This is a genomic window from Novosphingobium terrae, from assembly GCF_017163935.1.
Lineage (GTDB): Bacteria > Pseudomonadota > Alphaproteobacteria > Sphingomonadales > Sphingomonadaceae > Novosphingobium > Novosphingobium terrae.
The window spans coordinates 3080206-3104301 of sequence record NZ_JABVZR010000001.1 but is presented as its reverse complement, the minus strand read 5'-3'; the positions used below and the strand labels follow the sequence as shown (position 1 = coordinate 3104301).

28 protein-coding genes are annotated in these 24096 nt (G+C 64.6%); 8 read left to right on the top strand and 20 right to left on the bottom strand.

The annotated features are described in order from the left end of the window. The first annotated feature begins 285 nt into the window (after positions 1 to 285). Entirely contained in the window at positions 286 to 1806 is a 1521-nt protein-coding gene (locus HGK27_RS13905) for an ATP-binding protein (protein ID WP_206241293.1), read from the top strand. Positions 1807 to 1915: 109 nt separating this feature from the next. On the opposite strand, the gene HGK27_RS13900 is transcribed toward HGK27_RS13905, so the two are convergent. From HGK27_RS13900 to HGK27_RS13885, 4 genes are all read right to left on the bottom strand, one after another. Further along, complete coding sequence (locus tag HGK27_RS13900; protein WP_206241291.1) at positions 1916 to 2485, bottom strand: hypothetical protein; 570 nt, start codon at positions 2483 to 2485, stop codon at positions 1916 to 1918. Between the two features lie 175 nt (positions 2486 to 2660). After that, positions 2661 to 4196, bottom strand: coding sequence for a DEAD/DEAH box helicase (locus HGK27_RS13895; RefSeq protein ID WP_206241290.1), 1536 nt, complete (start codon positions 4194 to 4196; stop codon positions 2661 to 2663). A gap of 354 nt (positions 4197 to 4550) precedes the next feature. Beyond that, positions 4551 to 4910, bottom strand: a complete 360-nt coding sequence (locus HGK27_RS13890; protein ID WP_241127158.1) for an energy transducer TonB — start codon at positions 4908 to 4910, stop codon at positions 4551 to 4553. 141 nt (positions 4911 to 5051) lie between these two features. Then, the gene (locus tag HGK27_RS13885) at positions 5052 to 6917 is read right to left on the bottom strand and encodes a methyl-accepting chemotaxis protein (protein WP_241127157.1); all 1866 of its coding nucleotides are present in this window, start codon (positions 6915 to 6917) and stop codon (positions 5052 to 5054) included. 161 nt (positions 6918 to 7078) lie between these two features. Here HGK27_RS13885 and HGK27_RS13880 point away from each other — a divergent pair, with 161 nt between their 5' ends. Beyond that, positions 7079 to 7651: a GNAT family N-acetyltransferase gene (locus HGK27_RS13880; protein WP_206241288.1), complete on the top strand. Its 573-nt coding sequence runs from the start codon at positions 7079 to 7081 to the stop codon at positions 7649 to 7651. 713 nt (positions 7652 to 8364) lie between these two features. Here HGK27_RS13880 and HGK27_RS13875 read toward each other — a convergent pair. After that, positions 8365 to 10167, bottom strand: a complete 1803-nt coding sequence (locus HGK27_RS13875) for a gamma-glutamyltransferase family protein (protein ID WP_241127156.1) — start codon at positions 10165 to 10167, stop codon at positions 8365 to 8367. A 333-nt stretch (positions 10168 to 10500) separates the two neighbouring features. Between HGK27_RS13875 and HGK27_RS13870 the strand changes: the two genes are divergently transcribed. Next, positions 10501 to 10806, top strand: coding sequence for a PilZ domain-containing protein (locus HGK27_RS13870; RefSeq protein ID WP_206241287.1), 306 nt, complete (start codon positions 10501 to 10503; stop codon positions 10804 to 10806). Positions 10807 to 10917: 111 nt separating this feature from the next. Here HGK27_RS13870 and HGK27_RS13865 read toward each other — a convergent pair whose 3' ends face one another. From HGK27_RS13865 to leuC, 7 genes are all read right to left on the bottom strand, one after another. Next, positions 10918 to 11700: an NUDIX hydrolase gene (locus HGK27_RS13865; protein WP_206241286.1), complete on the bottom strand. Its 783-nt coding sequence runs from the start codon at positions 11698 to 11700 to the stop codon at positions 10918 to 10920. 724 nt (positions 11701 to 12424) lie between these two features. Next, positions 12425 to 12754 (bottom strand): Grx4 family monothiol glutaredoxin, encoded by a 330-nt coding sequence (gene grxD / locus HGK27_RS13860; RefSeq protein ID WP_206241284.1) that lies wholly within the window; start codon positions 12752 to 12754, stop codon positions 12425 to 12427. 44 nt (positions 12755 to 12798) lie between these two features. Further along, positions 12799 to 13032, bottom strand: a complete 234-nt coding sequence (locus HGK27_RS13855) for a BolA/IbaG family iron-sulfur metabolism protein (RefSeq protein WP_068088374.1) — start codon at positions 13030 to 13032, stop codon at positions 12799 to 12801. 23 nt (positions 13033 to 13055) lie between these two features. Continuing rightward, positions 13056 to 13370, bottom strand: coding sequence for a DUF1476 domain-containing protein (locus HGK27_RS13850; RefSeq protein WP_206241283.1), 315 nt, complete (start codon positions 13368 to 13370; stop codon positions 13056 to 13058). A gap of 437 nt (positions 13371 to 13807) precedes the next feature. Then, positions 13808 to 14401: a 3-isopropylmalate dehydratase small subunit gene (gene leuD, locus HGK27_RS13845; RefSeq protein WP_206241281.1), complete on the bottom strand. Its 594-nt coding sequence runs from the start codon at positions 14399 to 14401 to the stop codon at positions 13808 to 13810. A 25-nt stretch (positions 14402 to 14426) separates the two neighbouring features. Beyond that, positions 14427 to 14600, bottom strand: coding sequence for a hypothetical protein (locus HGK27_RS13840; protein WP_206241279.1), 174 nt, complete (start codon positions 14598 to 14600; stop codon positions 14427 to 14429). A gap of 224 nt (positions 14601 to 14824) precedes the next feature. Continuing rightward, complete coding sequence (leuC, locus tag HGK27_RS13835) at positions 14825 to 16261, bottom strand: 3-isopropylmalate dehydratase large subunit (RefSeq protein WP_206241278.1); 1437 nt, start codon at positions 16259 to 16261, stop codon at positions 14825 to 14827. A 311-nt stretch (positions 16262 to 16572) separates the two neighbouring features. Between leuC and HGK27_RS13830 the strand changes: the two genes are divergently transcribed. After that, a complete protein-coding gene (locus tag HGK27_RS13830) occupies positions 16573 to 17109 on the top strand; it encodes a sterol desaturase family protein (protein WP_407674621.1) in 537 nt (178 codons plus the stop codon). A gap of 247 nt (positions 17110 to 17356) precedes the next feature. Here the strand turns inward: HGK27_RS13830 and HGK27_RS13825 are convergent, their stop codons facing one another. Genes HGK27_RS13825 through pspA form a run of 8 tightly spaced genes read right to left on the bottom strand, consistent with a single transcriptional unit; the run spans position 17357 to position 20798 of the window. Then, positions 17357 to 17767 (bottom strand): SufE family protein, encoded by a 411-nt coding sequence (locus HGK27_RS13825; protein WP_206243200.1) that lies wholly within the window; start codon positions 17765 to 17767, stop codon positions 17357 to 17359. A 49-nt stretch (positions 17768 to 17816) separates the two neighbouring features. Continuing rightward, positions 17817 to 18113 (bottom strand): hypothetical protein, encoded by a 297-nt coding sequence (locus HGK27_RS13820; protein WP_241127154.1) that lies wholly within the window; start codon positions 18111 to 18113, stop codon positions 17817 to 17819. Between the two features lie 30 nt (positions 18114 to 18143). Next, entirely contained in the window at positions 18144 to 18461 is a 318-nt protein-coding gene (locus HGK27_RS13815) for a hypothetical protein (protein WP_206241277.1), read from the bottom strand. Between the two features lie 35 nt (positions 18462 to 18496). Further along, entirely contained in the window at positions 18497 to 18769 is a 273-nt protein-coding gene (locus HGK27_RS13810; protein ID WP_206241276.1) for a hypothetical protein, read from the bottom strand. Between the two features lie 27 nt (positions 18770 to 18796). Next, complete coding sequence (locus HGK27_RS13805; RefSeq protein WP_241127153.1) at positions 18797 to 19087, bottom strand: hypothetical protein; 291 nt, start codon at positions 19085 to 19087, stop codon at positions 18797 to 18799. Between the two features lie 25 nt (positions 19088 to 19112). Beyond that, positions 19113 to 19490, bottom strand: coding sequence for an envelope stress response membrane protein PspC (pspC, locus tag HGK27_RS13800; RefSeq protein WP_206241275.1), 378 nt, complete (start codon positions 19488 to 19490; stop codon positions 19113 to 19115). Further along, the gene (gene pspB / locus HGK27_RS13795; RefSeq protein ID WP_206241273.1) at positions 19487 to 19831 is read right to left on the bottom strand and encodes an envelope stress response membrane protein PspB; all 345 of its coding nucleotides are present in this window, start codon (positions 19829 to 19831) and stop codon (positions 19487 to 19489) included. Before pspB ends, pspC begins: the two co-directional genes overlap by 4 nt. Before the next feature lie 4 nt (positions 19832 to 19835). Continuing rightward, the gene (gene pspA / locus HGK27_RS13790) at positions 19836 to 20798 is read right to left on the bottom strand and encodes a phage shock protein PspA (RefSeq protein ID WP_322099035.1); all 963 of its coding nucleotides are present in this window, start codon (positions 20796 to 20798) and stop codon (positions 19836 to 19838) included. A 128-nt stretch (positions 20799 to 20926) separates the two neighbouring features. Here pspA and pspF point away from each other — a divergent pair, with 128 nt between their 5' ends. The 4 genes from pspF to rimP all read left to right on the top strand — a co-directional run bounded on the left by pspF (position 20927) and on the right by rimP (position 24093). Next, positions 20927 to 21970: a phage shock protein operon transcriptional activator gene (pspF, locus tag HGK27_RS13785; protein WP_241127151.1), complete on the top strand. Its 1044-nt coding sequence runs from the start codon at positions 20927 to 20929 to the stop codon at positions 21968 to 21970. Between the two features lie 175 nt (positions 21971 to 22145). Continuing rightward, positions 22146 to 22862, top strand: coding sequence for a ParA family protein (locus HGK27_RS13780; protein ID WP_206241272.1), 717 nt, complete (start codon positions 22146 to 22148; stop codon positions 22860 to 22862). Then, positions 22859 to 23359, top strand: coding sequence for a hypothetical protein (locus HGK27_RS13775; protein ID WP_206241271.1), 501 nt, complete (start codon positions 22859 to 22861; stop codon positions 23357 to 23359). Before HGK27_RS13780 ends, HGK27_RS13775 begins: the two co-directional genes overlap by 4 nt. A gap of 161 nt (positions 23360 to 23520) precedes the next feature. Next, a complete protein-coding gene (rimP, locus tag HGK27_RS13770; RefSeq protein WP_206241270.1) occupies positions 23521 to 24093 on the top strand; it encodes a ribosome maturation protein RimP in 573 nt (190 codons plus the stop codon). Positions 24094 to 24096 lie beyond the last annotated feature (3 nt).

Genomic DNA, 24096 nt, shown 5'->3' with positions numbered 1-24096 from the left:
ATCCCCTCGCGCTCCCATAACGTCTCCCGACGCACGGGCAGTGGCGCCGAATCCTTGTGCCTTGGCTATCCACCTGCGCCACATAAGGCGCCGCAGGCATTCAATTTCCCTGCCTGCGGCGCGGCAAACTGGGCGCAAGGCCGAACCCGATGCGCAACGTAGACAAACCCGGGAGCGCGAGGGTGTAACACCCTCGCATCTTCTCTTTCCTCCTACCGAAAACCTCTGGAAAACCCGCCTTCCGCCCCTAGGCCCAACCCGGCCCAACCGGTAAACCCCGCCACCGTGAGCGCATCGGTTATCATCGGCGAACAGCAGAGCGGCAAACCTCTGCAAATCGACATCGAGGAACTTTTGGCGACCCGTTTGCTGGTTCAAGGCAATTCGGGCTCGGGCAAGAGCCATTTGCTGCGCCGTCTGCTGGAGGAAAGCGCCGCGCTGGTCCAGCAGGTGGTGATCGACCCTGAGGGCGATTTCGTCACGCTGGCCGAGCCTTTCGGGCATATCGTCGTCGATGGCGCGGCCTATTCGAACAACGACCTGATCCGGCTGGCCAACCGCGTGCGCCAGCACCGGGCGAGTGTGATTCTGGCGCTCGACGGGCTGGAGATCGAGGCGCAGATGCGCTGCGCAGCCACCTTCATCAACACGCTGTTCGATGCCCCGCGCGATCAGTGGTATCCGGCTCTGGTGGTGGTGGACGAGGCGCAGATGTTCGCCCCCGCCGCCGCTGGCGATGTGACGGATGAAGTGCGACGCCTGTCGCTTTCGGCGATGACGAACCTGATGTGCCGTGGCCGTAAGCGCGGGCTGGCGGGGATCATCGCCACACAGCGTCTTGCCAAGCTGGCGAAGAATGTGGCGGCGGAAGCCTCCAACTTTCTGATGGGCCGCACCTTCCTTGACATCGATATGGCGCGCGCCGCCGATCTGCTGGGCATGGACCGCCGCCAGGCCGAGACCATCCGCGATCTGGAGCGCGGCCAGTTTCTGGCGCTGGGCCCGGCGATCACGCGGCGGCCTGTCGCGGTGCGCATCGGCGGGGTGCAGACCACCAGCCGTGCGGTTTCCACGGGGCTTTTGCCGCCACCGACCGCCACGGGGCAGGATCTGCACGATCTGCTCCACGCCGCGCCGACGCTGGAAGAGCTGACCGCCGTGGACGGTCCGTCGCCGCGCCCCGCGATGCCCGATGCGGGCGATCTGATGGAGCAGATCGGTTCCTATGTGATGGCCGTGGCGCCGGGCACCGATCAGGAGCCCGAGGACCCGCTGGCGGGTGGCGATAACCTCTTCGCCGCTGCCGCCGTCGCCGCTCCGCCCGCCATCGCGCCGGATGAAATCAACGCCATGATCGCGTCCATTATGGAGGACATGGCTACCGAGCCCGGCGCGACCTATCAGCAGATCGCCTCGCTCTATCAGGACTTTACGCTGCGTTGCCGGATGAAGCGCATCGGCCACCACGCGGGCGATGTGGCGCAGTTCCGCCGCCGCTTTGCCATGGCCGTCGCGGGCATCTACGCCCCGCAGGAAGAGCGCTGGGCTGAGCTGATGGGGCTGGCGCGCGCCGTGTCAGATGAATGGCTGGCGCCGTTCCTTGTTCTCGCCCGCGCCGCCATGGAGGGTGAGGCCTGCCCTGACGACAATGAGCTTGCCCGCGTTTATGGCACCTCTTCCTCGGGTCGCATCCGCCGGTTGCTGGAGCATCTGGAAAAGGAAGGCCATATCGTCGTGAAGACCGATTACGGCGGTCGGCGTTCGGTGGGGATTCCCGAACTGGGCGTGTTTACTGCTGCAGTTTAAAGGCTTTAGGCGGAAAAGAGAAAAGCGAGGGTGTTACACCCTCGCGCTCCCATGACGTCTCCCGGCGCAAGGGCAATGGCGCCGCAACGATATGCCCCGGCTCTCCAGCTTAGCTGATCCAGGTGCCTTCGATGCCGTTGGATGTCATTTTCCATTCGCCGCCGATTTTGCGAAATCGGCCTTGCGCTCCAAAACCGCACAGGCCGCAGGTATCGCTGAAGTCTACATCTGCTTCGATGTAGTTTTCAGTCTTTGTTTTGAATTCAATGAATTGGGGTCTCTTGAAGACAATGACATGATGGCAATTGGTGTTGATTTTTGCCTTGGTGAAAGCCGCTAGAGCGTTCTGTGGAAGCGATGTGACTTTTGGTGCGTCAAGGGGGTGATAGCGGACGGGCTTGTCACCGGGGGACGTAATCCATCCATCTTTCCCGACTTCACCAGCCCATTCCGCTTTTGCGATATCCAGTCTGGAGCTGACGCAATAGCCGGGAGCAAGTTTCTTGCTTGCTGCAATGGCTGTCAGGGCCAGCACATCATCAGCATCGCGTGAATTTATTGCCGGTGCCTGGACACATCCACCGACAAGGAGCGGTGCGAGCGCGAGAACGGCCTTGAGCCGCAGCAAGCCTGTTGAGTGTGAAATGCTGGCAGAGCGACGATGCATGGCACGCATCATGTCTGTTTCGTGCTGAGCCGACAATAACGCAACGTTCCCGGGCAGAAGAAAGCGCCGCAGGCAATGAACAGCCTATACCGCAGCGACCTTACCCCAAGGCCGAACCCGAAGCGCCAACACCGACAATTCATGGGAGCGCGAGGGGGTAACCCCCTCGCACTTACCCCTTCAGTTCTTAACGCCCGCGACGCACCGAACGATCCCGGCGCTCATCCCCCGAAGCATCGCTCAGCGGATCGAAACGCGGGCCCGAGGAAGGACGCTGCGCGGTCGAACGCGGGTCGTTCTGGCGGCGCTCGGCGCGGGCGCGGTCGTTGTCGCGCTGCTGGCCGGAACGCTGGCCGTCACGGGTAACGCGATCCTGCGCGCCCGGGTCCTTGCGGCGGTTGTTGTGGCGGTTGTGCTCCTGCTGGCCGCCACGGCCACCATCGCGGCCCTGCCCCTGCGGACGACCCGCGCCACCGCGACCGCGACCATCGCCGCGACCGGCGCTGGCGCCGCGATCAACGCGCTCGGGCTGGCCATTGCCGCGCTTGGCGGGGGCGGGCAGGCGGGCGGCCTCGACGAGGAAGTTGGCGGGCAGTTGCTGCATGGTCAGCTTCACGCCGGTCAGGCGCTCGATGGCCTTGATGTAGGGCTTTTCGTCATCGGCCACGAAGGAGAGGGCGATGCCGTTGGCGCCAGCGCGGCCGGTGCGGCCGATGCGGTGGACATACTGCTCGGCGACATTGGGGATGTCGAAGTTGAAGACGTGCGACACGCCGGTCACGTCGATGCCGCGCGCGGCGATGTCGGTGGCGACCAGCACCTTGACCTTGCCGTCACGGAAGCCCTTGAGCGCAGCGGTGCGCTGGGCCTGAGACTTGTCGCCATGGATGGCGGCAGCCTCGATGCCGGCGGGAGTCAGGAAGCGCACGATGCGGTCGGCGCCATGCTTGGTGCGCGAGAAGACCAGCGTGCGGTCGATCTCGCCGCTGGCCAGGCCTTCGCGCAGCTTGATGGTCAGCAGGGCCTGCTTTTCGGCCTGCGACACAAAGGTGGCGAACTGCTCGACACGCTCGGCGGTGGTGGACTGCGGGGCCACTTCCACCTTCACGGGGTTGTTGATGAACTGGCGGCCCAGCGCCTCGATGTCCTGCGGCATGGTGGCGCTGAAGAACAGGCTCTGGCGCTGTGCGGGCAGCAGGCGGGCGACGCGCTTCAGGGCATGGATAAAGCCCAGATCCATCATCTGGTCGGCTTCGTCGAGCACGAAGATTTCCACGTCGCGCAGGGTCAGCGCACGCTGGTCGATCAGGTCGAGCAGACGGCCCGGGGTGGCGACCAGAATATCGGTGCCGCCGACGAGGGCGCGGGCCTGCTTGGGCGCGGGCACGCCGCCGAAGATGCACTGCACGCTGAGCGGCAGATGCTTGGCGTAGAACTTCATATTGTCCGCGATCTGGGCGGCCAGCTCACGGGTGGGGCTCAGCACCAGCATGCGGCACGAGGCGGCGCGGCGCGGCTTGGGGTCCATCGCCAGACGGTGCAGCGAGGGCAGCGAGAAAGCGGCGGTCTTGCCGGTGCCGGTCTGGGCCAGGCCGAGAAGGTCGCGGCCCTCGATCAGCGAGGGGATCGACTGGCGCTGGATGGGGGTGGGGTCGGTGTAACCTTTTTCGGCCAGCGCGCGCAGAATGGGCTCGGCCAGGTTAAGGTCGGAAAAATAGGACATGGATGTCTTTCATGAAGCGCCATGCATCGCGCACGCGCGACGCACGGGAAGGTGAGGAGAAGTTCCTGCAACCTTGCGTGACGAGGTGGCGCTGTGGCGATGATGTGACCGAGCGGTCTCTGCCCGGCAGGGAGGCTGACGGCGCTGCGATGGCCCGGAAAAAGGGTTCCCATCGGCGCTGCCTTCACGCGGCCTGATCCTGCTGGGCGAGGCCTGCGGCTGGGGGGAAGCCCTCGTTCGCCGGTCACGCTTGGGGCGGCCCTTAGGCGGTTTTGCTGTGGATAGCAAGAAAATTACGTTTGGTTGAAATCCGGCTTGGCCGGGCGGTGGGGCGGGCCGGTGCCGCGCTGACCCTTAAATCAGCTTCCAGGTCACCGGCACGGTCAGCACGGTGGGGCCGCCCGGAGGGGCAGGCAGGCGACCGGCGCGGGTCGGCATGGCCAGCGCCTCGCGGTCCAGCAGCGGCGATCCCGAGCCGGTGGCCAGTTCGGTGCGCTGCACGCTGCCATCGGCGCCGACATAGACCTTCACCTTCGCGGTGCCTTCCTCGCCGCGCATCTGGGCGGTGGTGGGGTAAGTCTGCTTGGAGCTGATGATGCGCGCGGCCTGACGGCTCCAGTCGCTCTGCGCCATGGCCGGCGAGGCGGTCAGGATACCAGCCAGCATGGCGCAGGCCAGCAGGGCGGGGGCGGAGCGGCGAACAATCTTCATCATCGGCCTCATGGTGCTGCGTGCATCGTGTGTCGAATCGATCGCAATGGTTTTGCAATCGTCAGCATTCTAGGAAAAAGCACCAAAAGGAGCGTTGACGAAGCCCCGTAGGAAATACCTAGATGGTTTTGCGGGGAGGCGGGATCAGAAGGCGGACCAATCCTCATCGGCCAGCTTGAGCGCCGCATTGCCCCGCGCCGAGGGCAAGGCATGCAGGCGCGCCTGAAGCTGCGGCTGGGATGGCGCGATGATCACCTCGGCCTGCCGCCGCCCGGTCAGGCGGAAGGTGCTGAGCTGGTTGACCAGCCGCTCGGTCTCAGTGGAAAGATTAACCGTGCTGGCAGAGCTTTGTTCGACCATCGCCGCATTCTGCTGGGTGAATTCGTCCATCTCGCTGACCATGGTGCTGATGCCGTCCATGGCATTGGCCTGCTTGCTGGCCGATTGGGCGATTTCCTCCACCAGCTCGGAAATGGCCGAAACCTCGCCCACGATCTGGCGCAAGGCCCCGCCGCTGGAGGCCACCAGCGCCACGCCGCCGCCGATCTGGCCGTTGGAGGTGGTGATCAGCGCCTTGATGTCCTTGGCGGCATCGGCACTGCGCTGGGCCAGCGCGCGCACCTCGGTGGCCACCACGGCAAAGCCGCGACCGGCGTCACCCGCGCGGGCCGCCTCGACCCCGGCGTTAAGGGCCAGCAGGTTGGTCTGGAAAGCGATGCCGTCGATCACGCCGATGATCTCGGCCATCTGGCGGCTGGAGTCCTCAATGGCGCGCATGGCGGCAATGGCATCATTGGCCTTGGCCTCCATGCCGCCGGCGGTCTGGCGGGTGGTGGCCAGGCGCGTGGAGGTCTGGCGGGCATTGTCGGCGGTGAGTTTCACCATGCCGGTCAGCTCGCCCAGCGTGCGGGCGGTGTCGGCCAGCGATGTGGCCTGATGATCCGTGCGGCGCGACAGGTCGCCGCCGGCCATGGCGATGTCCTGTGTGCCGCGGCTGATCGTGTCGCAGCCCTCGACGATCTCGCTCAGCACATCGGAAAGGCGCTGTGCCGCCTCGTTGAAATTGACATGGAGGGCGCCCAGCGCGCCATGGCCGTTTTCCGGGACGCGATGCGTGAGATTGCCCTCGGCCAGTTCGGCAAGGCCATTGCCGATGGCATCGATGGTAAGCTGCGTGTTGCGGGCATGCTCCAGCTCGGCGGCGGCGCGGGCCTGATCATGCGCGACCAGCCGCTTGAAGGCATCAAGCGCACGGGCGAGGGCGCCCACCTCATCCTTGCGGCTGGTGGCGGGGACGCGCACATCCATATCGCCATCGACCAGCCGCGTGACGGCCTCGGCCAGACGGCGCACCGGGCGGGCGATGGTCTGCATCAGCATCGCCAGCAGCGCCAGCGCCAGCGCGACGGTGGCGCTCAGCGCGATCAGCGTGGTGCGGCGGGCGGCTTCGTGAATGCGGTTGGATTCGGCAGAGACGGCATTCGCGCCAGCCGTGTTGACATCGACCAGCGCCATGATCGAATCCTCGACCGTGTAGAAGCTCTGCTGCACATCGCCTTCGAACAGGTCGCGCACGGCGGTGTCGTCCTGATCGCCATGACGGGCGTCCAGAGCCAGCATCTTCTCGTTCAGCGCCTTATAGGCCAGCCAGTTGTGATAGACGTGGTGAAAGGCGTCATGCTGCTGGGGGGTGTCGATCAGCTTTTCATAATGGATCATCAGCCCGTCGATCGCCATGCCGGCGTTGCGCACCAGCTTGGCGGCGCGCGGCTTGTCCTTGACGGGTGCGGCGATCATCTCGCTCTGGCGGATGCGGTATTGCGAGATAAAGGCGTGGATCTGGCCGACCTCTTGCGTGGCGGGCAACCAGCGGGTGCGCATGTCCAGCGAGAGGGCGTTGACCTCGCCGATCTTCATCACCGAAAAGATGCCGAAACCGGCCATCGCCACCAGCAGGATGGCAAAGGCAGTCAGCAGCCGGGTCGAAATCCCAAAGCGCGACAACGTCATTCTCCCCAGTTCGCCCCCCGGCGGATGCTCAAGCACGCGCAGGATGGGTAAAGCAGAATGACTCAGGAGCTGTGCCCGCGCGCCTAGGGGCAAGTACGGGAGTGGCGGTGGCGGCTGGTGAAGGTTTGCCTGAGGGCATGGCGAAGGCTATCGCAGGGCCCATGAACCAGACCGCTCCTTCTTCCGCCGCCGCTGCCCTGACGATTCGCCCCGCCCGCCCGGAGGATGCCGCGGCGCTCAGCGCGCTGAAACTGGCCTGCTTTCGGGAGACCTTCGGTGCCGAGGGTTTTGCCATCCCCTATCCCGCCGCCGATCTCGCCCGTTTCGAGGTCGAGGCCTATGGTCAGCCCACCGTGGCGCGCGAACTGGCCGACCCGGCCCATATGAGCTGGGTTGCCGAGGATGGTGAGGGGCAGCTGCTGGCCTATGCCCATGTCGGGCCCTCCAAGCTGCCGCATGCGGATGTGCGCGAGGGCGATCTGGAGCTGTACCAGCTCTATCTGCGGCGCGCGGCGCAGGGCGCGGGCCTTGGCAAGCAGTTGCTGGATCTTGCTCTGGACTGGATGGCGGCGCGGCGGCCCGGTGCTCTGTGGCTGGGGGTGTGGCAGGGCAATGATCGTGCGCGCCATGTCTATGCCGGGCGAGGCTTTGAGGTGGTCGGCGAATACCGCTTTGCGGTAGGTGATTGGTTTGACGAAGAATTTATCATGCGTCGGCAGCTGCCGCTTGCCTAACGGTGCGAGCTTGTCAAAATTACTATGAAATTTTTAGTGCTGAGATGACACAGACGCCCCATTTTGCTGCGTTTCGTTCAACAATGCATTTGACGAAAGTACGTTTTTCACCAAAACTGAACGCAGTTGATCACCAGCAAGGTGAACGACAAAAACAAAATCGGGGCCGCCAGTCTCTGGCAGGATTTCTGGACTAACATTCCAGCAAACGGCTCTGATCGGTGCCGAAAGGCCGGGGGCATGCGGTGCGATCGAATGGGGGGCCATGCGATCCGCCGTATCTGCACTTCCCCCGGGCGGAACAGGGGGGCTTGTTCTCCGCGGCCGGTCATCGCAGCGGTGGCTGGAATAAAGGGCCCGGGTCGCAAGATCCGGGCCCTTATTTCGTTTTTGGGCGGTGGCAGGGCGTTCAAGTAGAACAGGACAATGCGAGGGGGGCGTTGTTGGTCGCATCTCTCAAGAGAGATTCTCCGGGCCCTCGCGTTCCCCGAACGTCTTGCGGTAATAAGGCCGTGCCTCCTGTCCTAAGGCCCACGCCCTCCACCTGCATCACATAAGGCGCCGCAGGCAGCTTCATCAGCATCGACAGTCTGTGCAGGCGATAAAAGCCTGCGACGCAGCGACGTCGCCCTAAGGCCGAACCCGATGCGCCACGCAGACAAAACATGGGAGCGCGAGGGGGTAACCCCCTCGCACCATCCCTTTTCCCAACCTTAAAACCCGCGCGCAATCCCTTCACGCCGGGGATCAGCACCGCCGATGTAGCGGATACCCGCCGTACCCTTGGGCTGATAGACGATGGCCTGCAGCCCGGAGTTTTCACCCCGCTGCGTATCCAGCACTTCCCCGCGTGCGGCCAGCGCCTGAGTGATATCGTCAGGGAATTTGTCGGCGGAGTATTTGTTGCCCATCGCCACCAGATTGGGCAGCGCGACGGCGTCTTGCGGGCTCATCTTCCAGTCGAGGATGCCGACCAGCGCCTTGACCACATAGCCGACGATGGCCGTGCCGCCGGGCGAGCCGGTGGCGGCGGCGAAGTGGCCGGTCGCCTTGTCCAGCACGATGGTCGGCGCCATCGAGGAGCGCGGGCGCTTGCCCGGTGCCACGGCGTTGGCGGCAGGCGTGCCGTCGGCATTGTCGGGCGCGAAGGAGGAGTCCGTCAGCTGGTTGTTCATGAAGAAGCCGCCAACCATGTGCCCGTTGCCGAAGATGCTTTCCACGGTGGTGGTCATGGAGAGGGCGTTGCCGTCGGCATCGACGATCACGATGTGGCTGGTGCCGCCCGGTTCAAGCGTGTGGTCGGGGCCGACCTTGGGCGCGCCGGCGGGCACGCCATAGGTGACGGGCTGGGCCTGTTCGCCGATCAGCGCGGCGCGCTTGGCGAGATAGTCGGGCGCCAGCAGGCCATCGGTGGGCACGGGCACAAAGGCGGGGTCGCCCTCATATTTGTCGCGGTCGGCATAGGCGAGGCGGCTGGCCTGCGAGAGCAGATACCAGCCCTTTTCATCCTTGGCGCTGCGCTTGTTGATGTCCGTATGCGCAAGGATGCCCATGGCCTCCTGCACCGGCAAGCCGCCCGAGGGGGCTTGAGGCGTGCAGATGATATAGGCGCGATAGGGGCGGCACAGCGCCTCGGTCTTGCGCGGCTTGTAGGCGGCCATATCGGCCAGCGTCATCGGCGAGGGCGCGGGGCCGGTGTGGATGCGCTGCAGGATCGCCTCGGCCAGCGGGCCCGACAGCAGCCCGGCGGAGCGGTTGGCGGCGATCAGGTCGAGACTGTCGGCATAGGCCTTGTTGATCAGGCGGTCACCGGCCTTCATCTGCGTGCCATCGGCATTGCGGAAATAGGCCTGCGCATCGGCCATATGGGCCTGAGGCGCGCGGCTGGTGATCATGCCCGCCAGACGCGGCGAGACGATAAAGCCTTCAGTGGCCAGCTGACGGGCCGGGCCGAAGAGTATTTTCCACGGCAGCTTGCCATGCTCCTTCTGCGCCATGTCGAGCATGGCGATGGCGCCGGGAATGCCGCTGGACTGGCCGCCCGTCACCGCCTCGGCATAGGTCATGGGCGTGCCGTCGGGGTGGAGGAACTGCCGGGGGTTGGCGCCTGCGGGAGCGGTTTCGCGCCCGTCATAGGCGGAGACCTTGCGGGTCTTGGCGTCGTAGAACACCATGAAGGAACCGCCGCCAAGGCCCGAACTCTGCGGCTCGACCAGACCCAGCACCGCCTGGATCGCCACGGCGGCATCGACCGCGCTGCCTCCGGCCTTCAGCACGCGCATGCCTGCGGCCACGGCCAGCGGATTGGCGGCAGCCACCATGGCATGGGCCGAGGCGCCCGACTGGACACGCTTGGCAGGGCCGGTGGCGTCAGCCCTGACGGTAACGTTCTTGGCGGGAAGCGGGCGGGCCAGCGCGGGCAGCGGCGTGGCGGCAACCATCGCGCCGAGCGTCAGGGCAGAGATTGCGCGGGCCAGCAGGGGGCGGCGCAGGCCGGATTGGGCGGAATGAGGCAAGATAGAAGGCTCCCTGTGGGGGACGAAAGCTGCGCTGGCGGATGGGGAGCGCCGGGCGCCAGCAAGCCCGGACGCGATTTTCATAGCAGGGATCAGGGGCGAGGCACCCCGTTATTTGTCCCCGTTGCCCGCGCGATGCGGCGCGGTAAAAAGTCTGGGCGCGGGGCAGGGTTCTGTCAAATGAGAAGCGCTTGTCGCCCCAGCGGACCGGGCTGGCGCCGTGGCGCAGATTTTTGCGGTGAGCCGGAAGAAAGTTGCGGAAGTTTATGCTGAAGATTCTACTTACCGTAAAACCGTAAAAAGTGTTAACCTCGTTGGGCGTAAATTAAGGTCATGGAGACACCCGTTCAATCGCGCAAAGCCAGCAGGATGCCTGTGACGCTTGCCGCCAAATGCCGCACAATGGGCGGTATGCGGGATGACGCTTACCTGTGCGACATCTCCACCCATGGCTGCCGGATGGTAACCCGCTCGCTCTACCTCTCGGTGGGCATGCGGGTGACGATCAAGCCCGATGGCATGGAAGCCATCAGCGGCGTGGTGCGCTGGCTGGGCGAGGATGGTGCCGGGGTCGAATTCGACAGCCCGCTTTATGCTCCGGTGGTCGAGAATCTGGGCATGCGCCACGCGCGGCACTGAGCGTTTTCGAGCCGGGTGAAGCCCGGCGGCCAGGAACACGCGATCACGCAGGACTCTGATTTGAAGCGTTTTCAAGCCGGGTGAAATCACCCCCGCGACTCGTAAACCGCTCTAGCCGCGCTTTGCGGTTTCCAGCCTTTCTTCCGTGACCGGATAGCCCATGCCTTCAGGGATGGTCAGCCATGCGGTGCCCTCGCGCTCGACGATTGAGGGGGTGATGGTGTCGAGAGGGCTGGCCAGCGCATGGGCGCGGACCTCTTCGAAGCTGGCGAAGCGGGCCAAACGCTCCAGATTGCGCCGCGTGGGGAAGATCACGGACAGCGCGCCAGCCTCTGCCTGAGCCAGAACCTCGCTGGGCGAAAGCCAGAGCAGTTGCTGGCTTTCATGAGCCTCATGAGACACATCCACCGCGCCGGTGCCCAGATCGGCCAGATAGAAGCGCGTGTCGAAAGGGCGGGCGAAGCGCGGGCACCAGCGCGCAAACGGTGTGAGCGCCGCCGCATCGATCTGCCAGCCCATCTCTTCCAGCACCGGGTGAAGCGCCTTGTGCTGGCCCAGCAAAGCGCGGGCTCTGGCGGCCTGTTCTGCATCGATGGGCTGGCCGTCTTCGCGTTTCAGGCCGATGGCAAGGCCGGTTTCCTCCAGCATTTCACGGATGGCGGCGATGCGCGCGGTCAGATCGGGCAGACCGTCCCAGCCTGCGGGGGCGGGCAGGGTTTCGGCCAGCGCCGCATCCGCCGGATCGACAGCGCCGCCCGGGAACACGCAAGCGCCCGCCGCAAAACGCATCTCTGCCGCCCGGACCTGCATCAGCACCTGAGGCGAACCGCCGCCCCGAGCATGGCGGAACACGATCAGCGTGGCGGCGGGGCGGGGTGGTTCGGTCTCGGTCATCGGGGCAGTTTGCGCCTTGTGGCGCTCTTGGCAAGAGCGGGCTGCTGCGGGGCACCTGTCGGAAAATTTTCCACCTTGGTGGCGTGTTTCTGGCCAGGCCTGTCGGAATTCTTGACAGTGGGGTTGAAGGGTAGGAAAGGGCTTTGCGTCGTAACTCACGGAAATGCTGGTTTTTCGCGAATTGGCACGGGGTGTGCATTGATAGTGTCACCTAAACGGTCTCGAAGCGGACAATGCCGATCAGTCTCCCGGCAAAGTCCTTACCCTCTTCGATCCCGTGTTCCCGTAGGCGGGGCCTCCCCGGTCTCCTGTGGCCCCGCCGGTCTACCCGACCCATGAAGGGCGAATCCGGACGATTAGTCTCTTTCCGGATTCGCCCTTTCGGATTCCGGGGTCTGGAAGAAGGAAGATGCGAGGGTGTTACACCCTCGCGCTCCCATGACGTCTTCCGACGCATTGGCAGTGGCGCCGCATTCTTGCGCCCAGTCTCTCCACCTGCGCTACGTGTAGCGCCGCAGGCAGCGAATGCCTCTGCACCTTGATCGTTGAAGCCTGCGGCGCAGCGACGTCGCTCCATGGCCGAACCCGAAGCGCCAAGGCTGACAAAACCCGGGAGCGCGAGGGGGTAACCCCCTCGCATTTCCTCTCTTCAAAGCTTCTTCAGAAACGAAAAAGCCCCCCGGCATCACACCGGGAGGCTCTTCGTAACCTAAAATCGAAAGACTCAGGCCTTGGCGACCAGACCCTTTTCCTCAACCAGCGTCTGCAGTTCGCCGGCCTCGTACATTTCCATCATGATGTCGCTGCCGCCCAGGAACTCGCCCTTGATGTAGAGCTGGGGGATCGTCGGCCACTCGGAGAAGTCCTTGATGCCCGAGCGGATTTCCGGATCCTGCAGCACGTCCACGCTGTGGTAGGGCGCGCCGATGCGGTCGAGGATCGCGATGGCGCGGCTGGAGAAGCCGCACTGCGGGAAGAGCGGCGTGCCCTTCATGAACAGGACGATGTCATTGCCGTTGACGATTTCGGCGATGCGGGCGTTGGTGTCGGACATGGCGGCTTCGCTTTCGGATTTGGGGGTAAACTATACGTGAAAGATCAGGTGGGGACGCCGGTCTTGATCTGCAAGGCGTGAAGTTCGCCGCCCATGCGGCCGCCCAGCGACTCCATCACCATCTTGTGCTGGATGACGCGCGGCTTGCCCGCAAAAGCGGCGGAGATCACTTCGGCGGCGTAGTGGTCACCGTCGCCCGCCAGATCGGTGATGGTCACCTGAGCGTCGGGCAGGGCGGCGCGGATCAGCGTTTCGATATCCTGGGCCAGCATCGGCATTGTCTGTAATTCCTCGAAAAGGTTCAGGCGGGGCCCATCAGCGAGCGGCGGGCCTCGGCCTCTTTCTCATGCATGGCGTTGCGGACTTCGGTGTCCTCCGCCTCGACGCCGGCGCGCAGCAGGTCGCCCAACAGCTTGCGGACCACATCCTCATCATCCGCTTCCTCGAAGTCGGCATGGACGACGCTGCGGGCATAGGTGTCGGCTTCTTCGGGCGAGAGGCCCATGCGGACAGCCGCCCACTGGCCGAGCAGCCGGTTGCGCCTCGCATGGATGCGAAAGGCCATTTCTGCCTCTTGAGCACCCTGAGCGCGCTCACGGTCGGCAAAGCTGTTCATGCGTTGCGAATCCTTCGCAGTAAAAGCGGTAATCCCGGCAGATAGGATTGTAACAGACGGGATGCAATCCCGCTATGCGCGTGGTGCATTGGGGGTGTCTTTGGTTTGGTGCAAGGAAGATCAGGCAGGGGGAGGAAAAGAAAATGCGAGGGGGTTACCCCCTCGCGCTCCCGGAACGTCTTCCGACGCGCGGGCAGGGGAGCCGTATCGGTGCGCCTTGGCTCTCCAACTGCCCGACAGAAAGGCGCCGCAGGCAGAAAGCCCCGGCGCCTTGCACTGGTCTGGAATGTTAAAGCCCGCAGCGCCGCGACCTGGTTCCAAGGCCGAACCCGAAGCGCAACGTAGACATGAACGGGAGCGCGAGGGCCCGGAGCATGTCTCTTGAGACAGGCGACCAGCAAGGGCTCTCACCCTCGCATTCACCCCTTCAAACCTTCTTAGTGCTGAACAACAGCCAAAAACGGCAGCGCGCCCTTGGCCTTCGCCTCATACCCGCCGATGGCCGCGTCGCGCGCCAGAGTCAGGCCGACCTCATCCAGCCCGTTGATCAGGCAGTGCTTGCGGAACGGGTCGATCTCGAAGGTGAAGCGGTCCTGAAAAGGCGTGGTGACGGTCTGCGTCTCCAGATCGACGGTGATCTCGTCGGTCTTGGCCACTTCCATCAGGCGGTCGATGGCCTCTTGCGGCAGAACCACGGTCAGGATGCCGTTCTTGAAGGCATTGCCCGAGAAAATGTCCGAAAAGCTCGGCGCGATCACGCAGGTGATCCCCAGATCGAGCAGCGCCCATGCGGCATGCTCACGCGAGGAGCCGCAGCCGAAGTTGTCGCCCGCGATCAGCGTGGGCGAGCCGGCATAGGTGGGGTTGTCGAAGATGTTGCCCGGCTCGGCGCGGATCGCCTGAAAGGCGCCCTTGCCCAGCCCAGACCGTGTGATGGTCTTGAGGAAGGCGGCGGGGATGATGATGTCGGTATCGACATTTTTCAGTCCGAAGGGGATGGCCCGTCCGGTCACCTGCGAAATCGGCGTCATGGTTGTCTCTCGGTCTTCCGGCGCCTTAGTCCGTTTCGGGGGCGTCTTCGGGGTGGATGGGGGCGGCAGGCTTGCCTTTGCCGCGCGATGAGTAGAGCAGGACAGCGGCCAGAGCGGCCGATCCGAGCGCGGCCCCGGCGAGCGCGGCGGCGCCGGCCCAGCTGGCCTTTTCGGCTTGCGTATCGTTCTGCTTGGTCACTGTTGTCCTCCTATGATCCCCTGCGCGTGGGCAGGCAAATGTGGGTGGTTGGGCCACCCTTTGTGCTACGGCCTACCTGTACCCGGTATGGACGGACAAGGATCGAAGGCTCTTTTCGCCGCAGGGGCAAGTGGGCAGATGGTCCAAGTGGTGGAAAGTTTCGCCGGAACGAACCAATCCTGATCTGTGCTGGCGGCGCCTTTGCGGGCGCCGCCAGCATGGTATCAGGCCTCGGTGAGATCCCGCACATCGGTCAGATGGCCGGTGACGGCAGCGGCAGCAGCCATGGCCGGGCTGACCAGATGGGTACGCGCTCCGGGGCCCTGGCGGCCCATGAAGTTGCGGTTGCTGGTCGAGGCGCAGCGCTCCCCGGCGGGCACCTTGTCCGGGTTCATGCCGAGGCAGGCCGAGCAGCCGGGCTCACGCCATTCCAGACCGGCTTCGGTGAAGATCTTGTCGAGACCTTCCTCCTCGGCCTGCGCCTTCACAAGGCCCGAGCCGGGGACGACGATAGCCCATTTCACGCCCTCGGCCTTGCGGCGGCCCTTGAGGATGGCGGCGGCGGCGCGCAGATCCTCGATGCGGCTGTTGGTGCAGCTGCCGATGAAGACGTTCTGGATCTCGATATCGACCATGCGCTGGCCCGGCGTCAGGCCCATGTAATCCAGAGACTTGCGCGCGGCTTCCTGCTTGGAGGCATCGGCGAAATCTTCCGGCGCCGGAACGCTGCCGCTGATCGAGATCGTGTCTTCCGGGCTGGTGCCCCAGGTGACGGTCGGCGCAATGTCGGCGGCGTCGATGACGATGGTCTTGTCATAGATCGCACCGGCGTCGCTGGCGAGGCTGTGCCACCAGTCGACGGCCTTGTCCCACGCCTCGCCCTTGGGCGCGTAGGGGCGGCCCTTGACGTAAGCGATGGTCTTGTTGTCGGGCGCGATCAGGCCGGCGCGGGCGCCATGCTCGATGGCCATGTTGCTGACCGTCAGGCGGCCCTCGATCGACAGGTCGCGGATCACCGAGCCTGTGTATTCAATGACATAGCCCGTGCCGCCGCTGGCGCCCAGCGTGCCGCAGATATGCAGCACGACATCCTTGGCGGTGACGCCCGGAGCCAGCGTGCCGTCAACGCGCACTTCCATCGTTTTCGAGCGCTTGAGCAGCAGGGTCTGCGTGGCCAGCACATGCTCGACCTCGGAGGTGCCGATGCCGAAGGCCAGCGCGCCCAGACCGCCGTGGCAGGCCGTGTGGCTGTCACCGCAGACGATGGTGGCGCCGGGCAGCGAAAAGCCCTGCTCCGGCCCGACGACATGGACGATGCCCTGCTCGGCATCGGTGGCGCCGATCAGACGCACGCCGAATTCCGGCGCATTGCGCTCCAGCGCGGCGAGCTGTTGCGCGCTTTCAGCGTCTGCGATGGGCAGGCGGTGGCCCGAAGCATCGAGTCGCGCCGTGGTGGGAAGGTTATGATCCGGCACCGCGAGGGTTAGATCGGGGCGACGCACCTTGCGGCCCGAGACACGAAGTGCCTCAAAAGCCTGCGGACTCGTCACCTCATGAACGAGGTGGCGGTCGATGTAGATCAGGCTGGTGCCATCATCCCGGGTTTCCACCACATGGGCGTCCCAGATCTTTTCGTACAGCGTGCGCGGATGTTTGGTCATAATGCTTCGCCACGTAGGCATCCGGAGGCGCGAAAGCAAGGTCTCGCCGCCAAATCCGGCAATCATAAAAGACCGACGCCCCGCCCAATCGGTGGCCCCACCTGATGGTAGGGTGGAGGGGCGTCGATCCAATATGTCGGTGCCCGGGCACAAAGGCCCGGACACCGCCCCACGAGCCTGAATCGGTGGCCTGCGGGGGAGCAGAACCGTCAGGATGGGTATGCCAGCTAGACTCCCGAAAAGAGGATTGGTTTCATGGACTTTTCAGGAAAGCCGCAAAGTGGGGCTTTGCTGCAACACCCAGGGGGCCTATGCTCTTCGCGATGAGCCAGCCCGCCGTTCTTGCCATTTTGATCGTGATCGCCAGCTTTCTGGCGATGGAAGCGATCGCATGGAGCGCGCATAAATACATCATGCACGGCTTCGGCTGGGCGTGGCACCGCGATCACCATGAACCCCACGATGGTTTCCTTGAGCGCAACGATCTCTACGCGGTGTTCGGCGCCGCGATCAGCATCGGGGCGTTCAGCGTGGGGAGCCCTTTGGTGATGGGCGCGCAGGCATGGTGGCCCGGCACATGGATCGGGCTGGGCGTGCTGGCTTATGGCGTGGTCTACACGCTGATCCACGACGGCTTGGTCCACCAGCGCTGGTTCCGCTACGTACCGCGGGGGGGCTACGCCAAGCGTCTGGTGCAGGCGCACAAGCTGCATCACGCGACAGTGGGCAAGGAGGGCGGCGTGTCCTTCGGCTTTGTGTTCGCCCGCGATCCTGCCGTGTTGAAGCGGGAACTGGCCGAGCAGAGGAAGGCCGGGGTTGCCGTTATTCGGGAAGCTGAAGGGGTTTAAAAGGAAGATGCGAGGGGGTTACCCCCTCGCGCTCCCAAAACGTCTCCCGACGATAGCGCAGCGGCGCCGCATTGTTGTGCCCAGCCTATCCACCTGCGCAAACTGGAGCGCCGCAGGCAGTCAATGCTCGACCAGGCTATGAACTCTAAAGCCTGCGGCGCGGCGACGTTGCTCTTTGGCCGAACCCGAAGCGCAACGCAGACATTCATGGGAGCGCGAGGGTGTAACACCCTCGCATTACCCTTACTTACTGCCCTGAAATCCGCCCCGCATGCTGCTTGATCAAAGCGATCATATTCGGCACGCCCTGTGTGCGGTTGCTGGAAAGCTGGTTCTTCAGATCGAAGGGCTCCAGCGCCCCGGCGATATCCATATCGGCCACCTCGGCGGCGGGCTTGCCCTGCACCGCTGCCAGCACCAGAGCGATGATACCCTTGGTGATGGCGGCGTTGGAATCGGCCAGGAAGGTCAGCGTTCCGGCGTCTCCGGGCACGGGGTAGACCCAGACGCTGGCCGAGCAGCCGCGCACCAGAGTCGCGTCGGTTTTCAGCGCTTTGGGCATGGGGGGCAGGCTGCGGCCGAGGTCGATCAGCAGGCGATAGCGTTCGTCGGCGTCGAGGAAGTCATATTCCTCATGGATATCGGCGAGGGTGCGCAAGTCGGTCATGCGGGGGCCGATAGCCTGCCTTGCGCGGCAAATCCATCCTTCAGAGATCCACCCCCGAAGCGATGGCCTCCAGCTTGCGGATGCGTTCCTTCAGATCGGCCAGTTCGATGCGCGCGACGGTGGCGGGGCCGACATCGGGCTCATAGCTGGCATCATGGGGGGCGTGGGCGGCAGGCCCGGCGCGCAGGTCCAGTTCGCGCGATTTGAGCGAGAGCCAGCCCTGCCAGCCTTTGAGCGCGGCGGCGGTCAGCATCGCCAGCGCGAGCAGGGCGGAAAGGGCGATGGTCGGCACGGCGTGCGGGGCCATCAGGGCGGGGGCGGTGACAAGCGGTTCCATGACGAATGTTCCCGGTTGCGGAAAGGGGCGTCAGTCTTTGAGCGCGTCGATCTGCGCGGCAAGCTGGCGGGCGGGGGTCTGGCGGGCCTCATCGGTGGCGATGCGTTCGAGGACGCGGACGCGCTCACGCAATTCGGCCACTTCGCGGGCGTGGTCGCAATTATGCTCGCGGGCATGCGATGCGGCCATGGCTTCCAGCTCGGTGAGGTGATGGCCGCGCAGGCGGGGATCATAGCCGCGTTCGGCGGCGATGCGGGCCATTTTCTGGCGGTGGTGCATCACCACCCAGAAGATGCCGACGCCGGTCCACATGAAGGGGGCGAGGGCGTGAGTGAACTCGTGAAACATGGGATGTTCCTTGAGAGGGGAGGGCGAAAAAAGGGTCAGCGCAGGCGCTCGATCTCGTCGGAAAGGTCGCGGCTCTTGCGTTCGTCGGTGACGATGCGTTCCAGCACGCGGACGCGCTCGCGCAGTTCCTCGACCTCGCGGCGCAGGGCCGGGTCGGCCTGCTGCGGAACGGGGGTGACGGTGATCGGGTTGCCCTTGTGATCGAAGGTCACGCTGTGCCGGTCGCTGCGCGAGAGGAAGCTGGCGCGGACCACCCGGGCGACCGAGGTGACGACAACGATGACGACGATGGCTTCGGCCCAGTTCATGGGAAGGCTCCGTTGAGGGAAGGGCAGTTAGTGGTCGGTGCGGGGCAGGGGCGGCAGGGGGCGTTCCTCATGCCGCAGGGCCTCGATCTGGGAGGAGAGGTCATAGCCGCCGTCGGTCACGATCCGCTCCAGCACGCGCACCCGGGCTTCGAGTTCGGCGGTGTGCTGGGCATATTGCGCAGCTTTTTCGGCCGAAAGGGTGGTGGCGGCGCTGATCTGGATTTCAGCGATCTTCTGGCGGTGCTTGGCCCAGATCGCGCTGATCGGGATACACATGGCCACGATCGGGATGAAGGCTCCGATTTCGGCAGTACTCATGATGAAATTCCCCCGGTTGATTTTATTAGCGCAGCTTTTCGATTTCGTCCGACAGGCGCGGGTTGGAGGAGACGTAATAGGCCTCCACAGCGGCCAGACGGCGGTCGATGTCACGGAAATCGGCGCGGACCTCGCGGGCGGTGCGGCTGGGCGACTGGCGCACGCCCTGCCAGAACTTTTCCTCGCGGCGGTCGGCATACATGCCGCTGGGCTTGTTCTCGGCCAGAATGCCGAGCGCCAGATAGGCCATGAAGACCACCCCGCCCGAGAGCCACATCAGCACCAGCATGCCGATCCGGGCCCAGAGGATGTCGATCCCCGTATAGTCGGCAATCCCGGCGCAGACGCCCATGAACTTGCCGTTGGCCTTGTCCTTGTAGAACTTTGTGCGGAGCGAGTTCACCGGCGATTCCTTTCGAATTGGCCGCGAAGGCGGTCGAGGCCTTCGGAAACCTCGTTGAGGGCGTTGTGAGCGGAAGGATGATCGAGCGAGCGATCGATGGGATGGTTGGCCAGCGGCACGCCGGGCTGGAAATCGGGGTGGTCGCTGGCGACCAGACGTTCCACGGTTTCCATCCGGTCGCTCAGGCGGCGGGCCAACTGATAGAGTTCTTCCAGCAGGGCCTCATCGCCATTGGTCAGCGTGGCGGCGGTCTTCCACTTGGTCATGTAGTGAAGGATGATCCAGGGCAGGCCGACGAACAGCGAGCCAAGGGCGACGACGGGGACGACGATATCCTCCATCGGCTTAGCCTTCCTTACCAGTGTGCAGGGCGCGCTTCATGGCTTCCAGCTCCTCATCCACCTTGTCGCCCTGGGCGAGGGCGGCGATCTCGTCGGCCAGCGTCTGCTTGTTGTTGCCATCGGCGAGGCTCAGCGCATCGGCGCGGCCTTCGGCATAATCGACGCGGCGTTCCAGGGCATCGAAGCGGGCCATGGCCTCATCCACACGCTCGCTGGCGAGCAGGGTGCGCAGCTTGACGCGGTTCTCGGCGCTTTCGAGGCGGGCGGCAATGGCCGTCTGGCGGCTGCGGGCCTCACGCAGGCGGGTCTGCAGCTTTTCGATGTCGGCTTCATAGGCGCGGAGGCTGTCGTCCAGCACCGAGATCTCGTGGTTGAGCTGGTCGGCCATGTCGCCGGCCTTGCGCTTTTCCACCAGAGCGGCGCGGGCCAGATCCTCGCGGTCCTTCGACAGGGCGAGCTGGGCCTTTTCGCCCCAGTCGGCCTGCAGACGCTCCAGCTTCATGCCGTGGCGGCGCATTTCCTTCTGGTCGGCGATGGTGCGGGCGGCGCTGGCGCGCACCTCCACCAGCGTTTCCTCCATTTCGACGATGATCATGCGGATCATCTTCGAGGGGTCTTCCGCCTTGTCGAGCAGGTCGGAGAAGTTGGCGGCGATGATGTCGCGGGTGCGGGAAAAGATGCTCACGGGCATGGCTCCGTTCAGAGAAGAATTTTGCGACAGGAGGCGCAACTTTTCCACCTCGCTGTCAAGCCGAAACCGGCGTGCCGGCTGCGGTGCAGGATTGGGGTGGACCGAAGCGCGCTGGAAATCCGCCGGCTGAGGTGAGCGACCGGGGGTGGAGGCGCGCTTCGGTCCGGACTCGAATCCGGTCGCAACGAGCGGGGTCAGGCCGGTCTTGGGCAGTTCGGACTGGGTTCCCGCGCCGTTCAGGGGCGCTTCCGGATCGAGAGGGGCGAAGTGGTTCATGGTCTTGTCCTGTTGGATGACAGGGTATCAGCAAAGCGCGTGCCAAATGCGAAAAAGCCCGGAAATCCGCCAAACGGCGCGTGGGTGGATGGGATGGGTTGTGGGAATTCTTGCCAAGGCTTGGGGAAATGTGCCAATCTTTCGCCATGGCAAGTCTGGGCAACCGCGAAGCGCAATTCATCGGCCAATCCGGCGCCTTTCTGGACGCCATGGAGCGGGCCAGTCGCGCCGCCCCCCTGCGCCGCCCGGTGCTGGTGATCGGCGAGCGCGGCACGGGCAAGGAGCTGATCGCGGAACGCCTCCACCGCCTCTCCGCGCGCTGGGACGAGCCGCTGATTACGCTCAACTGCGCGGCCATGCCCGAGACTTTGATCGAGGCGGAACTCTTCGGCCATGAGGCGGGTGCCTTCACCGGCGCCACCCGCGCCCGCGCCGGGCGTTTCGAGGAGGCCGATCGCGGCACGCTGTTCCTCGATGAACTCGGCACGCTGTCGATGGGTGCTCAGGAGCGTCTGCTGCGCGCGGTGGAATATGGCGAGGTGACGCGCATCGGCTCTTCGCGCCCGCTGCGGGTGGATGTGCGCATCGTGGCGGCCACCAATGAGGATCTGCCGCGCATGGCGGCGGCGGGCAAGTTCCGCGCGGATTTGCTCGACCGCCTCAGCTTTGAGGTCATCACCCTGCCGCCCCTGCGCGCCCGCGCCGGAGACGTCCCCGTGCTGGCCGAGCATTTCGCCCGCCGCATGGCCAGCGAACTGGGCTGGGAGCGCTGGCCCGGCTTCGCCACCGGCGTGCTGCGCGCCATGGAGCGCTATGGCTGGCCCGGCAATGTCCGCGAATTGCGCAATGTGGTGGAGCGCGCCGTCTACCGCTGGGATAACGCGCAAGAGCCGGTGGCCGACATCACCTTCGATCCCTTCGAAAGCCCGTGGAAGCCCACCCAGTCCCTGCGCGCCGCCGAGCCGGAGGAAGAGGGTGCCGCGCCAGCCTTGCCCGCTCTGCCCGAGGCGATTGCGGTGACCGATCTGCGCGCGGCGGTCGATGCCCATGAGAAATGCATCATCGAGGGCGCTCTGGCGGGCAATCGCTTCAACCAGCGGCAGACGGCCAAGGCTCTGGGGCTGACCTATGATCAGCTGCGGCATTCGATGAAGAAGCACGGGTTGTTGTAAAGAAAAGAGATAGGCAGGGGGCCATCGCCCCCTGCACCCCCATTACTGCATTGGCCTGTTTGTCATCGCGGCGTCGTTTTTGGGTGCTTGGGGAGCCTCTTTGTTGCCTGCGGCGCCGGGGGTTGCCTTTCGCGCTGCGCGCGGGCACCCCTGCGGGACTATACAGGAGACGTCGATGGGTAAGGTGATCGCGGTCTACAGCATGAAGGGCGGCGTCGGGAAATCCTCGCTGGCCGTCAATCTGGCCTTCGAGGCGGCCCGCACCGGCAAGGCTCTGCTGTGGGACGTCGATGCTCAGGGTGCCGCCTCCTTCCTGCTGGGGCAGGTCAGTGGCGGGAAGGCGATGAAGATTTTCTCGCGCGATGTCGATCCTGCCGATGTGGTCGAGCAGACGGCCTATGTCGGGCTGGATCTGATCGCTGCCGACCTGTCCTTGCGCCACCTCGACGCCGAACTGGCCGAGGTCGGCCCCAAGCGCCTGCACAAATTGCTTTCGCGCGTGGCCGATGATTACGACTGGGTGGTGCTCGATTGCCCGCCGGGGCTGGGGCCGCTGTCGGAACAGATTTTCCGCGCCGCCGATGTGCTGGTGGTGCCGGTGCTGCCCGCTCCGCTGGCGCTACGCACCCTTGAGCAAGTCCGCGAACGCCTGACCGAGGCGCGCGGCAAGAAGGCTCCGCCGATGCTGCCGGTGCTCTCCATGGTGGACCGCCGCAAGGCGATGCATCGCGAGATGGTGGAAGAGCATGGCGGCTGGCCCGCGATTCCCCATGCCAGCGTGGTGGAGAAGATGGGGCTGGAGCGCGCGCCTCTGAACACTTTCGCGGCGAAAAGCCCGGCGGCCAAGGCGGTGCACGCCGTGTGGGAGCAGGTGCTGGGGGCTGTTGGTTGAGTTACCTCTCGCCCGATCGGCAGGATGTTCAGGCTGGGTTCGGTCGGGCGGTGATCTGGGCATCTATCGCGGGCGCGGCGACGACAGTCGCTTGTTTTGTTGGCTGGTTCGCCTTTCTGGATGGCACTGTCATCACCGATCCCGATGTTACATTGGGCTACCGCATTGGTATGGGCGTCAACATGGTGGCGGGGGCGGTAGGGTTTCTTATTCCTGCGGCAGCTCTGTGTGCCTTGGGTCTGGCCATATTCGGCATTCCGTTATCGCACCGCCTTGAGAACAGGTTGATGGCAAGGTGGAGTGCGTTTTTAGGTATATTTTCTGGCGGTGTTGCGGGCGGCCTGTTGTGGACGATCATTTCATTTGTGTTTTCCGGTTGGAGTTTTGAAGGTCCAGCCATCTTTATGGTTGGCGCCATCTTCGGTGCCCCCACCGGCTTCTGGTGGTGGTTTTTCTACCGCCGCGTGCTCATCCGCCGCGCTACACTGGAAAACTGACCCTGCCACCCCCTTGCCATATGCTGCAACCGCGCGTATATGGCCAATCAATCCCGACATCGTGACGCTTTGCCGGGCTGGCGCCGAAAGGGGCCGGCAAGCAAAGCTGTTGCCGTTTGGGGCCTTCAAACCAAACTCCTGCTGGAGCAACCGGAGCTTACATGGCGGATATCGCGCGCATCACCGAGATCATCGAACCCGAGGTCAAGGCTCTGGGATTCGATCTCGTCCGTGTGCGACTGTTCGGCAAGACCGAGGTTGGTGACGAAGAGCATACGCTCCAGATCATGGCCGAACGCCCCGAGACTGGCCAGCTCGTCATGGAAGATTGCGTCCAGCTCTCGCACCGTATCTCCGACAAGATCGATGCGCTGGAAGAAGCCGGCGAAACGCTGATCCACGAGGCCTATCGTCTCGAAGTCTCCTCGCCGGGGATCGACCGTCCGCTGACGCGTTTGAAGGATTACGCCAACTGGCTGGGGCATGAGGCGCGCATCACGCTGCTCGTCCCCGTCGATGGCAACCGCAAGAGCATCCAGGGCGATCTGGTCGCGCTGGATGGCGAGGTGATCACGCTCGACGAGAAGAAGTCGGGCCGCGTCACCTTCCCCTTCGCGGATGTAGAGTTTGCCAAGCTGGTCTTCACCGACAAGCTGCTGGCCGCCACCAAGCCGATTGACATGGGCGACGCCGACGACATCGACGACGCTGAAGACGAAGCACAGGAAGACTAAGCC